The 12,692-nt window shown below is 67.3% G+C and carries 14 protein-coding genes; 10 read left to right on the top strand and 4 right to left on the bottom strand.

Features of this window, described 5'->3' with window-relative positions; all coding sequences use genetic code 11:
- Positions 1–75 precede the first annotated feature (75 nt).
- The 5 genes from C0V76_RS08790 (at position 76) to C0V76_RS08810 (ending at position 3,453) form a co-directional block, all read left to right on the top strand.
- Positions 76–636, top strand: coding sequence for a hypothetical protein (locus C0V76_RS08790; protein ID WP_101942017.1), 561 nt, complete (start codon positions 76–78; stop codon positions 634–636).
- A gap of 82 nt (positions 637–718) precedes the next feature.
- Complete coding sequence (locus tag C0V76_RS08795; protein WP_101942018.1) at positions 719–1,063, top strand: DUF1840 domain-containing protein; 345 nt, start codon at positions 719–721, stop codon at positions 1,061–1,063.
- Between the two features lie 3 nt (positions 1,064–1,066).
- Positions 1,067–2,053: an NAD(P)/FAD-dependent oxidoreductase gene (locus tag C0V76_RS08800; RefSeq protein ID WP_101942019.1), complete on the top strand. Its 987-nt coding sequence runs from the start codon at positions 1,067–1,069 to the stop codon at positions 2,051–2,053.
- Between the two features lie 11 nt (positions 2,054–2,064).
- Entirely contained in the window at positions 2,065–2,703 is a 639-nt protein-coding gene (locus tag C0V76_RS08805) for an MBL fold metallo-hydrolase (RefSeq protein ID WP_101942020.1), read from the top strand.
- 48 nt (positions 2,704–2,751) lie between these two features.
- Positions 2,752–3,453: a response regulator transcription factor gene (locus C0V76_RS08810; RefSeq protein WP_173893981.1), complete on the top strand. Its 702-nt coding sequence runs from the start codon at positions 2,752–2,754 to the stop codon at positions 3,451–3,453.
- A 9-nt stretch (positions 3,454–3,462) separates the two neighbouring features.
- Here C0V76_RS08810 and C0V76_RS19565 read toward each other — a convergent pair whose 3' ends face one another.
- From C0V76_RS19565 to C0V76_RS08840, 4 genes are all read right to left on the bottom strand, one after another.
- Positions 3,463–4,707: a hypothetical protein gene (locus tag C0V76_RS19565; protein ID WP_143707380.1), complete on the bottom strand. Its 1,245-nt coding sequence runs from the start codon at positions 4,705–4,707 to the stop codon at positions 3,463–3,465.
- A 166-nt stretch (positions 4,708–4,873) separates the two neighbouring features.
- Positions 4,874–5,236: a CoA-binding protein gene (locus tag C0V76_RS08830; protein ID WP_101942024.1), complete on the bottom strand. Its 363-nt coding sequence runs from the start codon at positions 5,234–5,236 to the stop codon at positions 4,874–4,876.
- A gap of 54 nt (positions 5,237–5,290) precedes the next feature.
- Positions 5,291–6,685 carry an ATP-binding protein gene (locus tag C0V76_RS08835; RefSeq protein WP_101942025.1) on the bottom strand — a complete coding sequence of 465 codons (1,395 nt, stop codon included), beginning with the start codon at positions 6,683–6,685 and terminating at the stop codon, positions 5,291–5,293.
- A gap of 2 nt (positions 6,686–6,687) precedes the next feature.
- Positions 6,688–7,380, bottom strand: coding sequence for a response regulator (locus C0V76_RS08840; RefSeq protein WP_101942026.1), 693 nt, complete (start codon positions 7,378–7,380; stop codon positions 6,688–6,690).
- Positions 7,381–7,538: 158 nt separating this feature from the next.
- On the opposite strand from C0V76_RS08840, the gene C0V76_RS08845 reads away from it, so the two are divergent.
- The 5 genes from C0V76_RS08845 to C0V76_RS08865 are packed head-to-tail and all read left to right on the top strand — an operon-like array spanning position 7,539 to position 12,685.
- Positions 7,539–8,027: a Spy/CpxP family protein refolding chaperone gene (locus C0V76_RS08845; protein WP_158239186.1), complete on the top strand. Its 489-nt coding sequence runs from the start codon at positions 7,539–7,541 to the stop codon at positions 8,025–8,027.
- Between the two features lie 60 nt (positions 8,028–8,087).
- Positions 8,088–9,479: an efflux transporter outer membrane subunit gene (locus C0V76_RS08850; RefSeq protein ID WP_101942027.1), complete on the top strand. Its 1,392-nt coding sequence runs from the start codon at positions 8,088–8,090 to the stop codon at positions 9,477–9,479.
- A gap of 7 nt (positions 9,480–9,486) precedes the next feature.
- Positions 9,487–10,770, top strand: coding sequence for an efflux RND transporter periplasmic adaptor subunit (locus C0V76_RS08855; protein ID WP_101942028.1), 1,284 nt, complete (start codon positions 9,487–9,489; stop codon positions 10,768–10,770).
- Positions 10,767–11,468, top strand: a complete 702-nt coding sequence (locus C0V76_RS08860) for an ABC transporter ATP-binding protein (protein WP_101942029.1) — start codon at positions 10,767–10,769, stop codon at positions 11,466–11,468. The genes C0V76_RS08855 and C0V76_RS08860 overlap by 4 nt, the downstream gene beginning before the upstream one ends.
- Complete coding sequence (locus C0V76_RS08865) at positions 11,468–12,685, top strand: ABC transporter permease (RefSeq protein WP_173893982.1); 1,218 nt, start codon at positions 11,468–11,470, stop codon at positions 12,683–12,685. The genes C0V76_RS08860 and C0V76_RS08865 overlap by 1 nt, the downstream gene beginning before the upstream one ends.
- Positions 12,686–12,692: the final 7 nt, after the last annotated feature.

The following is a 12,692-nucleotide window of genomic DNA, read 5'->3' on the forward strand; positions in this document are numbered from 1 at the left end:
CTGCCGGGCAGGCATTCCCCCCGACCATCGGACAGGCCGCTGACCTTGTCCGCCACATTCGCTAGCCTTGCCGGCATGACTGCGCACCGCCTCCTGCCGGCCCTGCTGTTGCTCGCTGCCTGCACCAGCACGCCCCCCGCCACCGAGCCTGAAGCGCTCGCGCCCGCCCCGGCGACAAGCGCGCCGCCCGCGGCCGCCACCACCACTCCCAGCCTGCCACGCGCCAAGCCCGGCAGCCTGCTTGGCAAGGTCGATCGCAGCAAGCTCAATGCGCAGGTCCGCCAGGGAGGCAAGCCGATCAACATCAGCCACCGCTGCTCCTTCCGCAATGAAACCGGCTACAAGGGCTCGACCCAGGTCGACATTGCCAACAGCGAGGTCCGCCGCCTCGCCACCAGCATCGAAGTACCGCTCGCCAGCGGTTACTGCAATTTCGACAACGCCGGCTTCCGCCAGACCGCCCGCAGCCCGGCCATCGAGCTGCGCCATGCTGACGGCTGCACCGTACGCATCTGGGATCAGGGCCCGCAACTCACGATCTCCTACTCGGCCTGCGCCGCGCGCTGCAGCAGCCCGGAGGTGTTCAAGTACATCTGGCCGGTACTGATCGACCAGCCCAGTGGCCGCTGCGACTGAGGCTCGTGCCTGAACGCTGGGCGCCTTGCACCCAATCGGCTACATTGCGAGGCTGGATGCTGCGCTGCCACAGGAGAGAGTCGTGCTGATCACCTTCAAGTCCCGCGCCGATGGCGATGTAATCATGTTCGGCAATGTCGGGCGCCAGATGCTTGCCATTCTTGGCAAAGACCCACAGGACGCCAAGGGCATCGTCACCCAGGAACAGTTGCCCGCCGCCATCGCCGCCCTGCGCACCGCGATTGAGCAGGACAAGACCGACAATCCACCGCCACCCGAAGCCGACAACTGGGGGCGTGACGCCGTCGAACAACAGGTCCAGCGCGAACGCGAGCAGAACGTCAGCTTCGCGCGCCGCGCCGCGCCGCTGCTAACGATGCTGGAATACGCCCGGCGCGACAACACCCACGTCACCTGGGAAAGCTGAGCCATGCCTGCCGCCTTCTCGCCCCGCGTTTGCGTGATCGGCGCCGGCCCGGCCGGCATGTCCTGTGCGCTGTGGCTGCACAACCTGGGCCTTGAAGCGACGCTGGTCGACACCGAAAAATCACCCGGCGGCGCAATGCTGCTGAACTTCCTCAACAACAACTGGGTGCTGGGCCAGCGCGGCCTGAGCGGACTCGAAATGGCCGCCCGCTTCACCGAGCACGTCGAGAGTCTGGCCATCCCGCTGCTGCTGGAATGCCGTCCGACCCGGCTTGCCCGCGATGCTCATGGCCAGTTTCAGCTGAGCCTCGAAACCCCGCAAGGCATCAGCAGCGTCGAGGCAGATGCCATCGTGCTGGCCACCGGCACCCGCTTCCGCGGCCGCGAAATCCTCATCGGCCTGCCCGGTTTTGGCCAGTGTGATCCGGGCCGCCTGCGTTACGGCCCGCACTGCTTCACGCGCCTCTCGATGCTGGCCGGCAAACGCCTGCTGGTCATCGGCGGCGGCGACAACGCCCTGGAAAACGCCGCCCTCGCACTCGATGCCGGTGCCAGCGTCACCGTAGTGGCGCGCAACCAGTTCCGTGCCCAGGCCCGCTTCATCGAGCGCCTGCAAGCTGCCGGGCACTGTGCCCTGCATGCAGATGCCCGCCTCACCGCCCTGCAGCCCTCGCCCGGCGGCCTGCTCGCCTCGCTCGAAGGTGCCGCAGGCCAATGGCAGCTGGAAGTCGATCGCGTACACCTGCTCGCCGGCTATGCACCGAACACCGCCTTCCTCGACGGCATCCTGGCCGCCGAAATTGCCCCGCCGCTGAAAGACGAACGTGGCTACCTGTGCGGCGATGCGCTGGGCCGCACCAGCACCCCCGGTCTCTACGTGGCGGGCGACGTCGGCAATCCAGCCTTTCCCAATGTACTCAGCGCCCTGGCCCAAGGTGCCCAGGTCGCCAAGACCATCGAATTCGATCTCAACCAGACCCGCCCGCGCTAGGCTGCCCTGACATGTCCCTCCAGTACCAGATCATCTCCGTTACCCCCTTCCAGCAGAACTGCAGCCTGATCTGGTGCGACCAGAGCATGGAGGCCGCCGTGGTCGATCCGGGTGGCGACGTGGCCCGCATCGAAGCGGCCGTGGCGCGCGCCGGCGTGAAGCTCACCAAGATCCTGCTCACCCATGGTCATCTCGATCACGTTGGTGGCAGCGCCGAACTGGCGGCCAGGCTCGCCCTGCCGATCGAAGGCCCGCAGCGCGAGGATGCCTTCTGGATCGAGAATCTCGCCGAGCAATGCCGCATGTTCGGCTTCCCGCTGGTCGCAGGCTTCACACCCACGCGCTGGCTCGAAGAGGGAGATCGCATCAGCCTCGGCCAGGAAGTGCTGGAGGTGATTCACACCCCTGGCCACACCCCGGGCCATGTCGTGCTCTACAGCCGCAGCGCACAGCTGGCACTGGTGGGCGACGTGCTGTTTGCCGGCTCAATCGGCCGCACCGATTTTCCACGCGGCGATCACCAGGCCCTGCTCGAATCGATCCGTCTCAAGCTGTGGCCGCTCGGTGATGACACCCGCTTCATCCCGGGTCACGGCCCGATGTCGAGCTTCGGTGAAGAGCGCCAGAGCAATCCCTTCGTGGCGGACTGAGAGCCTTGGGCTAGAATCGGCCCACCCCACCCAAAGCACAGGAAGATCATGCGTATTGCCTTGCTGGAAGACGATTCCACCCAGTCGCTCATCGTCACCAGTTGCCTGCGTAACGCCGGCCATGAAGTCCATGAATTCCGCCTCACGGCCGATCTCAAGCGCTTCTGCGCACGCGAAAGCGTGGATCTCTATCTGCTGGACTGGATCGTGCCAGATCAGAGTGGCGAGGAATTTCTGCGCTGGTTGCGTAGCGAGCGCAATGACGCCACCCCAGCCATTTTCCTGACTTCGCGCGATGCCGAAGAAGACGTGGTGGCCGGCCTCTCTGCGGGCGCCGATGACTTCATCATCAAGCCGCTGAACCAGCGCATCCTGCTCTCGCGCATCGAGGCGGTAATGCGCCGCGCCAAACCACGGGATGTGCATGCCATCCTGGAGCTGCCGCCCTACCGCATCGATCCGGCCCAGAACCTGATCAGTCTGAAGGGCGAAGCGCTCGAGCTGACCGAGAAAGAGTTCGCACTGGCCTTGTTCATGTTCCGCAACGTCGGCCGCCTGATCTCGCGCGGCCACATGCTCGAAGCCGTGTGGGGCCGCAGCCCGGACATTCCGACCCGTACCGTGGACACCCACGTCTCGCGGGTGCGCAACAAACTCCAGCTGCGCCCCGAAAACGGCTTCCGGGTCGTGCCCACCTACAACTTCGGCTATCGCCTGGAGCAGGTGGACGCCCAGCAGGCCGAGGCCTGAGCAGCGCCCTCAGCGCTGATACAGCTTGCCGGTCTCGGCCAGCCAGCGATTCGCATCGCGGCTGAGCCACTGGCGGGCCACCTCATCTTCACGCAGCACCGCATCAATGAAGGCCAGCGACACCACACGCAGGGACTTGGCCTGTTCGGTCTGACCCGCTGGCTGCAGCGCCGCAGCGCCGCCCTCGGGGCCGCCTCGCCCACCAGCCATACCACCGCCGGGGCCACCCGAACCACCAGGGCCACCACCTCCGCCCGGCCCACCCATCCCGCCCCCCCCCATGCCGCCGCCAGGGCCACCACCTCCGGACGGCCCGCGCCCACCTTTGCCGCCACCGTCCCCACCCTTATTACCACCTGCGCCTCGCGTGTTCGCCTCGGCGCCCGGCAAGGGCGCCCGTTCGCTGCTGCCACCAATCACGGCATGCGAGGCCCAGCTCAGATCCAGCGAATACTTGTCACCTGCCGGCAGGTTGTTGAACACCTGCTGACGCAGGCGCGGATTGTTCACGAAGTCGAAAGCATCCACATCCTCGGCACTGCTTACTGCGAGGACCGGCAACCGCATGCCCGCATAGCGCGTGGCGAAGGGCTCGCCGCCAAACTCGGCATGCGGACTCAGCAGCACCACGCCACGCAGCCCGGCCAGGGTCGGCGATTTGACGCCCGACCAATGCTCGCCAGCGGCGGCCTGAGCCGTCTGCGCCCCCACATCGAAGCCCACCAGGAGCAAGCGCCCGAAGTCGATCCGCGCCAGTCCCTCAGCCGGCAGGCCGCCCGCCTCCGCGCCCTGCAATTGCTGCAGCACCGTTTCCAGACGGCTCAGGCGGCGCCTCAGCGCTTCGGCCGCATAGGCCTGCTGCACCTGCTGGCGCGCACTGGCAGCAGCCTCTCGTGTGGCACTGAAAATCGCCGGCCCTTCACGTGAGCCCTGCACCGCCAGCACCGCATAGCCTGCCTGGGCCCAGGCCTCGAGCAGGCTGCTGGCGGCATCGGCCGGCTCGCCGAGGCCTGCCAGATACACCAACAGGGGCTGGCGCCCAGGCTGACCGGGCACACGCAGAACCAGTTCAACATGCTCGTCGCCAATCGTCAGCGCGCCACGACTCAGTTGCACAGCATGAAACTGGTCCGGCTCGTAGCCTGCGCTGCGCTGGCGCTGTGGCATGGCCGCCGCATTCGGCGCGGGCGGGCGGCCAGCGCAGGCCGCCAGCAAGGACAAGGAAAGACACAGGAAAAGGCAGGGCAGGCGCATGGCAGAGGGCCTTGAGAAGCAGACGCCGCATTCTGGCTATTCGCTGCGTAAGCCTGCTGCCGGCACAGGTAAAAGCGTCTCAAATCCTGCAAACCCAGCCGCAACCGGCGGGCACCAAAGTCTATTCACGAGCAGCTTGCAGGCAGCAGAGCAGCCCGGCCCTGACTCAGAACTGCTTGGTGCGCAGCAGTACCAGGGTGCAGGCCTCCAGATGCTCGATCCCCGCCGCATCGAGGCGGGCATAGGCCTGCGCATTCTCGGTCCCGGGATTGAAGATCACCCTGCGCGGCTGCAACGCCACGATGCCATCAAGCAGGTCTGCCTGACGCGCGGGGCCGACATACAGGGTCACCGTGTCGACCGGCCCCAGCACCTCGGTCGGCGAGGCAAACGCGGCGATGCCCTCCACCTCACGCAGCGCCGGCGCCACCGGAATCGGCTGATGACCGTACTCCAGGAGCATTTTGATGGCCTTGTTGGAGTAGCGCTCGGGGTTGTTGCTGGCACCGATGACGACGACTGTTTCCATGACGAGCTCCGCTGCGGGGAATGCTGCGGATTATGCGCCCGGCGGCGCATCTGCTCACAGCGCGGCAGCGGGCGGCAGCTCAATATGCACTTCCAGCCCGCCACTGGCACGGTTGTGCGCCCACATGCGGCCACCGTGAGCCTCCACTGCACGGCGCGCAATCGCCAGGCCAAGCCCATAACCACTGCCACTGGTGGTTTCACCGCGATGGAAGGGCTCGAAGATCACCGCCAGCTCGGCCTCCGGCACACCGGGGCCAGCATCGGCGATGGTGATGTGCAGCGCCCGGCTGGCCACATCGCGGCTGAGATTGAGCTCCACCACGGACTGCGACGGGGAATGCCGCAAGGCATTGCGCAGCACATTATCTACCGCACGGTGCAGGAGCTCGCCGCGTGCGCGAATCACCAGCTCACCCTCCACGCCGGTGGTGAACACCACCCGCCGCTCGCTGCCTTCGGCTTCAAAGCGCGCATCCTCGACCACGCTGTCGAGCAGCTCGACGATGTCCACATAGTCCTCGCCGCGCTGCGGCGTCTGGCCTTCGAGGCGGGCCAGGGTCAGGATCTCGCCGACCAGCATGTCCAGCCGCTCAGCCTCGCGCTCGATGCGCGCCAGCGCGGCCTCCGCCTGCGCCGGCCTCTGTCGTGCCAGGCCCACGGCCACCTGCAGGCGCGCCAACGGTGAGCGCAACTCATGCGACACATCGTGCAGCAGGCGCTGCTGCGAACCGACGAGCTGCTGCAGTTGCTGCGCCATACCATCGAACTCGCGCCCCAGCTCGCCAATCTCGTCGCGCCGGCGGCCCATCACCTGCGCCACGCGCACCCCCAGCTCGCCCTTCGAGGCAGCCAGGAAAGCATCCTGCAGCTTGCGGATCGGCTGCGAGAAGTGACGCGCCAGCACTGCACTCACCGCCAGGCTTGCCAGCAAGGCGGCCAGCGCCAGCAAGGCCGGCGCCTCGATACGCCCGATGCTGATGGAAGCGCTGCGTTCCGGCGCCCGGGCAGCGGTCTGCGGGAAGAACATCAGCCACTCTTCGCCCGCCGCATCCTGCCAGGCCCGCACACTGCGCTTGCGCCATTCACCGCCGCGCTCGCTATCGCGCAACTGGTTCCACTCGGCGTAGCGCTCACGCGCGATCTGCAACACTTCGGCCGGTACTTCACGGCCCAGAAACTCCCCTCCCGCCGCATTCACGACCAGCGGTGGATCCCCTTCATATTCGGGCCAGTTCGTGAGTAGCGAACGCAGGCCAGCTTCACCACCATGCCGCGCCGTGGTCCACGCCATGCGCAGGGCGATGCTGCTGCGCGGGCCAGCCGCCAACACACTCTCTTCGCTACGGCGAGCTTCCTCGCGGATCACCAGGGCGGCCGTCACCACCAGCACGGTGAGCAGCAGGGTCAGCCAGAAGCCAGCGAAGATTTTCCAGAACAGGCGTCCCATGCTCACAGCTCGAGGATGTACTGATAACCGACGCCGCGCACGGTCTGGATCGGCGAGCGGCCATCTGCCAGCACACCGAGCTTGCTGCGTAGATTGCTCACATGCACATCGATGCTTCGGTCATAGCGCGCGAGTGGCCGGCCGAGCGCCTTCTCGGACAGATCATTCTTGCTCACCGGGCTACCGGCCTGGCGCGCCAGCACTTCAAGCAGGCCGAACTCGGTACTGGTCAGATCCAGCGCCTGCCCCGCCCATTCAGCGCGCCGCTGCTCCGGGCTCAGGCTCAAAACGCCCACACTCAACGGCGCATGCGATTCGCGCACTCGTCCGCTGCCCTCGGCACGCCGCAGGATGGCGCGGATGCGCGCCACCAGCTCACGTGGCGTACAGGGCTTGGGCACGTAATCGTCGGCCCCGAGTTCGAGGCCCAGCACGCGGTCGATATCGTCACCCCGCGCGGTCAACATGATCACCGGAATGCTGCTCGACTGACGGATGCGGCGCAGCGCCTCGACCCCATTCACGCGCGGCATCATCACGTCCAGCACCACAATGGCATGGGTGCCGGAGAGCGCCGCCACCGCTCCGCGCTCGCCGTCGTGCTCCACCGCCACTTCGAAACCTTCTGCGCGCAAATATTCCGCCTGCAATGCGCACAGCTCGGTGTCGTCATCGACCAGCAGGACCTTGTTCATGCCATATCCCTTACAAAACAGGCTTGCATGATACGACTGCGCCCCCTCCCGCCAAGTCTGCTTACAGCTCCTTAACCTTAATTTACGGAGCCCTCACCCAGCTTAACCAAGCGCACGCGCACACTCCATTCACCCCATCCCGACACAAGGAGAGCCTCATGTCGCAGCACGATCAGATCATTCGCCGCTTCCTCTGTGTCAGCGCCCTGGCGCTGGCGCTGCCCTTCTCCGCCCAGGCACAGGAAGCAACGCAATCGGCCCCAGCGGCCCGCCCGGCACCGCACGGAGGTATGTCGCATCGCGGCCATCACGGCATGGAGCAGGGCCATGAGTTCATGGGCGCCCTGCGCGATCTGAAGCTCAGCAGCGAGCAGCGCGACAAGCTGCGCGCCCTGATGCAGGAACAGCGCACGGCCACCCAGGACAAGCGCGAGGCTCTGCGCGAAGCGCGCCAGGCCCTGCACAAGCTGGTGATCGACGGCAACTACACGCCCGAGCGGGCCTCGGCAATTGCCAGCGAGATCGGCAAGAAGAATGCGGAACTGGCACTGGCCATGGCTGAAACAGGCCACAAGGCACAACAGATCCTCACTCCGGAGCAGCGCAAGCAACTCGCCGAGCGCGCACAGAAGCCGGCACGGCGCTGAACGTTTGCGAGCGGCACGCGTCACAGGCATGCCGCCACAAAGTTCCGCTAAGCTAGCCGCATGCGCATCCGCTCCCTTGCCCTTGTCCCCCTGTGCGGCCTGCTCGCCGCCTGCATCTCGGTGGGGCCCGACTATCAGACGCCTGACCCGGCCGTTCCGCCCAGCTGGAACGCGCCGGCCACCATCGGGCCGGCCGCCCTGGCCGGCTGGTGGCGCCAGTTCAATGACCCGGCGCTGAACGCCCTCATCGCCACAGCGCTCGAGGGTGCGCCCGATCTGCTCTCCGCCCAGGCCAAGCTTCGCGAAGCCCGCGCCCGCACCGGCGTAGCCGCAGCCGCACGCCTGCCCAGTGTGGGCAACACGATCAATGCCCGGCGCAGCGAGTCAGCCGGCAGCGGCGTGGCGGCGGACAGCTACAGCATCGGTTTCGACGCCAGCTGGGAAATCGATCTCTTCGGCGGCACCCGGCGCAGTATCGAAGCGGCCGAGGCCACGGCCGCGGCGGCCGAGGCCGGCGTACATGACGCCCAGGTTTCGCTTGCTGCCGAAGTGGCTCGCACCTATCTCGACCTGCGCACCCAGCAGACCCGCCTCATGATCGCCCGCGACAATCTGGCTAGCCTCGTCGCCAGCGATGAGCTCGTCGGCTGGCGCCATCAGGCCGGGCTGGTCACCGAGCTGGACAAGGTCCAGTCCGCCAGCACCCTGGAGCAGGCCCGGGCGCGCATCCCGCCACTGGAAACCACGCTGGAAGCCGATCTCAACGCGCTGGCCGTGCTCACCGGCCGCCCGCGCGCCGAGATCGCCGCACGCGTCGCCGCCCCCGCCGCCATGCCGGCCACCCCGCCCGCGCTGGGCCTCAGCCTGCCCACCGAGACGATCCGCCAGCGTGCCGACCTGCGCAGCGCCGAACGCCGGCTCGCTGCGGCCACCGCCAACATCGGAGTCGCAACCGCCGCCCTCTACCCAAGCCTGAAGCTGACCGGCAGCATCGGCGTCGCAGCGCTCAGCACAGATAGCTTGCTGCGCCCCGAAGCGGCCACCAGCAGCCTGCTGGCCGGGCTCACCACGCCGATCTTCGAAGGCGGCCGCCTGCGCCGCAACATCGAGATCCAGAGCGCGCTGCAGGAGCAGGCCCTGATCGCCTACGAGAAGAGCGTGGCGCAGGCCCTGGCCGAGGTGGAAAACGCCCTCGTGGCCCTGGCCAACACCCGCCGCCGCCTCGCCAGCCTGCGCAGCGCCGCCGAATCGGCCCAACTCGCCGAAAAGCTCGCCAGCTATCGCTACGCAGCCGGCCTGATCGACTACAGCACCCTGCAGGACACCCAGCGCACCGCGCTCTCGGTGCTCGATGCACAAGCCAGCGCGCAAGGCGACGAAGCCAGCGCCCTGGTACAACTCTACAAATCGCTCGGCGGTGGCTTCAGCGCCGACGAGACAGCCTCCCGGTGAGCCGCGCATGAACGACCAGACTTCCTCCTCGAAGCTCCGCCAGATCCTTGCCAGTGGCCGTGCCCGGCGCCCAGCCAGGCGCCTGTGGCTGATCCTCGGCCTCATCGCCTGCTTCGCCCTACTGGCCGGCGGCATCGGCGTGTGGCGCAGCAATGCCAGGAAAGGCCCGAGCTGGATCACCGCCCAGGTCAGCAAGGGCGACATCACCGTCACCGTCACCGCCACCGGCAACCTGCAGCCGATCAACACCGTGGACGTCGGCTCGGAGATCTCCGGCACCATCGCCGACGTATTCGTGGACTTCAACGACCGCGTGAAGAAGGGCCAGATCCTCGCCCAGCTCGACACCACCAAACTTGCCACCGCGCTGGAACGCGCCCGCGCCACCCTGGCGGCCAACGAAGCCCGGATCGGCCAGGCCAAAGCCACGCTGGAGGAAGCACGCATCGCCATGACCCGGCTGGAGGAAGTGGCCCGCCTCTCCGGCGGCAAGGTGCCCTCGGCCACCGAGCTGGATGCCGGCCGCGCCAAGCTCGCGCGCGCACAGGCGGATCTGGCCGCCGCCGAAGCCGCCGCGCGTGAATCGGCCGGCGCCGTGAAGCAGGGCGAAACGGACCTCGGCAAGGCCACCATCCGCTCGGCCACCAACGGCATCGTGCTCAAGCGCACCGTGGAGCGCGGCCAGACCGTAGCCGCCTCGCTGCAGGCGCCAGTGCTGTTCTCGCTGGCCGAAGACCTCAGCGAAATGGAGCTGATCGTCTCGGTGTCGGAAGCCGATGTCGGTCAGATCAAGGAAGGCATGAGTGCCAGCTTCACGGTAGACGCCTATCCGGACAAGAGCTTCCCGGCCAAGATCCAGCAGGTGCGCTACGGCGCCACCACGGTGGATAACGTGGTCAGCTATCAGACCGTGCTGCTGGTGAAGAATGAAGATCTCAAGCTGCGCCCGGGCATGACCGCCACCGCCGACATCAAGGTCGCCGAGCACAAGGGCGTAATGCTGGTGCCGGCCACCGCGCTGCGCTTTCGCCCGCCGGAGGCCAAGCCCAAGAGCGAGGGCGGCTTCATGGCGCTGCTGATGCCACGCCCGCCGGCCCCGCCCAAGCCACAGGTCGGCAGCCGCAACGGCGGCAAGGATCGCGCCCGGGTGTGGGTCAAGGATGCCAAGGGTGAGCTGCGCCCGATCCGGGTGCGCACGCTGCTCAGCGATGGCCGCAATACCGAGATCGAGTCCGACGAACTGAAGCCGGGCGACGAAGTGATCACCGATACAGCGGAACAGGCACGGTGAAGGAAACGCTGATCAGCCTGCGCGAGGTCACCAAGACCTATGGCAGCGGGCAGGCCGCCTTCCAGGCACTGAAGGGCGTGAGCTTCGACATCGCCGAGGGCGAGTTCGTGGCGGTGATGGGGCCATCCGGCTCCGGAAAATCCACCGTCATGAACATCCTCGGCTGCCTCGATGTGCCCACCTCCGGCGAATACCTGTTCCTGGGCGAGCATGTGGAATTGCTCAACCGCGACGAGCGCGCCCTGCTGCGCCGCCATTGCCTCGGTTTCGTATTCCAGGGTTTCAACCTGTTGGCGCGCACTACCGCGCTGGAAAACGTCGAGCTGCCGCTGCTCTACCGCGGCCTGCCGCTGGCCGAGCGCCACGCCCAGGCCAAGGCAGCGCTGGCGCTGGTGGGCCTCACCGGCTGGGAGCATCACACCCCGGCCGAGCTCTCCGGCGGCCAGCAGCAGCGTGTGGCCATCGCGCGCGCCATCGTCACCCGCCCGACCCTGCTGCTCGCCGATGAACCGACCGGCAACCTCGATTCCGAACGCAGCGCCGAAATCATGCAACTGCTCACCGGGCTCAATCAGGAGCACGGCATCACCGTGCTGATGGTCACCCACGAGCCGGACATGGCGGCCTACGCCTCGCGCACCCTGCGCTTCGTCGATGGCCTCATCGGCCACGACACCGCCTACATGGGAGCCGACTGATGCTGTGGAACGCGCTCCTGCTCGCCCTGCGCGAGATCCGCCGCAACCTGATGCGCGCTTCGCTGACGGTGCTGGGCATCATCATCGGGGTGGCCGCTGTCATTACGATGGTGACGCTCGGCAACGGCGCCACGGCGCTGATCACGGCCCAGGTTGCGAGCCTCGGCTCCAACCTCGTGATCGTGCGCCCGGGCCAGCGCATGTCCCCGGGCCAGCCCGCCGGCTGGGCACCGGCCTTCAAGGAAGAGGACATGCAAGCCATCCTCGAGGCCGTACATGCGGTGCGGGAAGTGGCCGGCATCGCCCAGCGCGGCAGCACCGTGGCTTGGATGACTGAGAGCACCTTCACGCCGATCGTGGGCAGCACGCCAAGCTATCTCGAAGTGGGCAACTGGAAGATCGCCGAAGGACGCTTCTTCAACGACAGCGAGCAACGCGCCGGACGCGCGCTGTGCGTGCTCGGCGACACCGTGAAGAAGGCGCTGTTTTCGGGCAGCAGCCCGATCGGCGAGAAGATCCGCACACGCGGCGTGAGCTGCGAAGTGATCGGCGTGCTCGCGCCCAAAGGCCAGTCCGCCATGGGTCAGGACCAGGATGACATCGTGCTGATGCCGCTGAAGGCGTATCAGCGCCGCATCGCCGGCCGCCGCTCGCGGCAGGATGTCGGCACCCTTCTGCTGTCGGTGCGCGATGGCCTGTCCACCGAGCGCGTGGTGCGCGACGTGAGCGCCCTGATGCGCGAGCGGCGCGGCATCGCGCCAAACGAGAACGACAACTTCTCGGTCTTCGACACGCGCCAGATCTCGGATGCACTCTCCTCCACCACCCGCGTGCTCACCGCGCTGCTCGGTGCGGTGGCGGCTGTGAGCCTGCTGGTGGGTGGCATCGGCATCATGAACATCATGCTGGTGTCGGTCACCGAGCGCACCCGCGAGATCGGCACGCGGCTCGCCATCGGCGCGCTGGAGCGCGAAGTGCTGCTGCAATTTCTCGTCGAAGCCGTGGCCCTGTCGGCCTTCGGCGGGCTGGTCGGCATCGCCTTGGCGCTGGTCGCCTCCTTCGGCTTGACCAGCGCGATGGGCCTGCCCTTCGTGCTGGACTTCGAGATCATGCTGCTGGCCTTCGCCGTCTCGGCCGGCATCGGCGTGCTCTTCGGCTTCGTGCCGGCCCGCCGCGCCGCACGCCTCGATCCGATCGAGGCATTGCGCCATGAGTGATGCAGCG

Source organism: Uliginosibacterium sp. TH139 (assembly GCF_002855595.1).
In the GTDB taxonomy this organism is placed as follows: Bacteria; Pseudomonadota; Gammaproteobacteria; order Burkholderiales; family Rhodocyclaceae; genus Uliginosibacterium; species Uliginosibacterium aquaticum.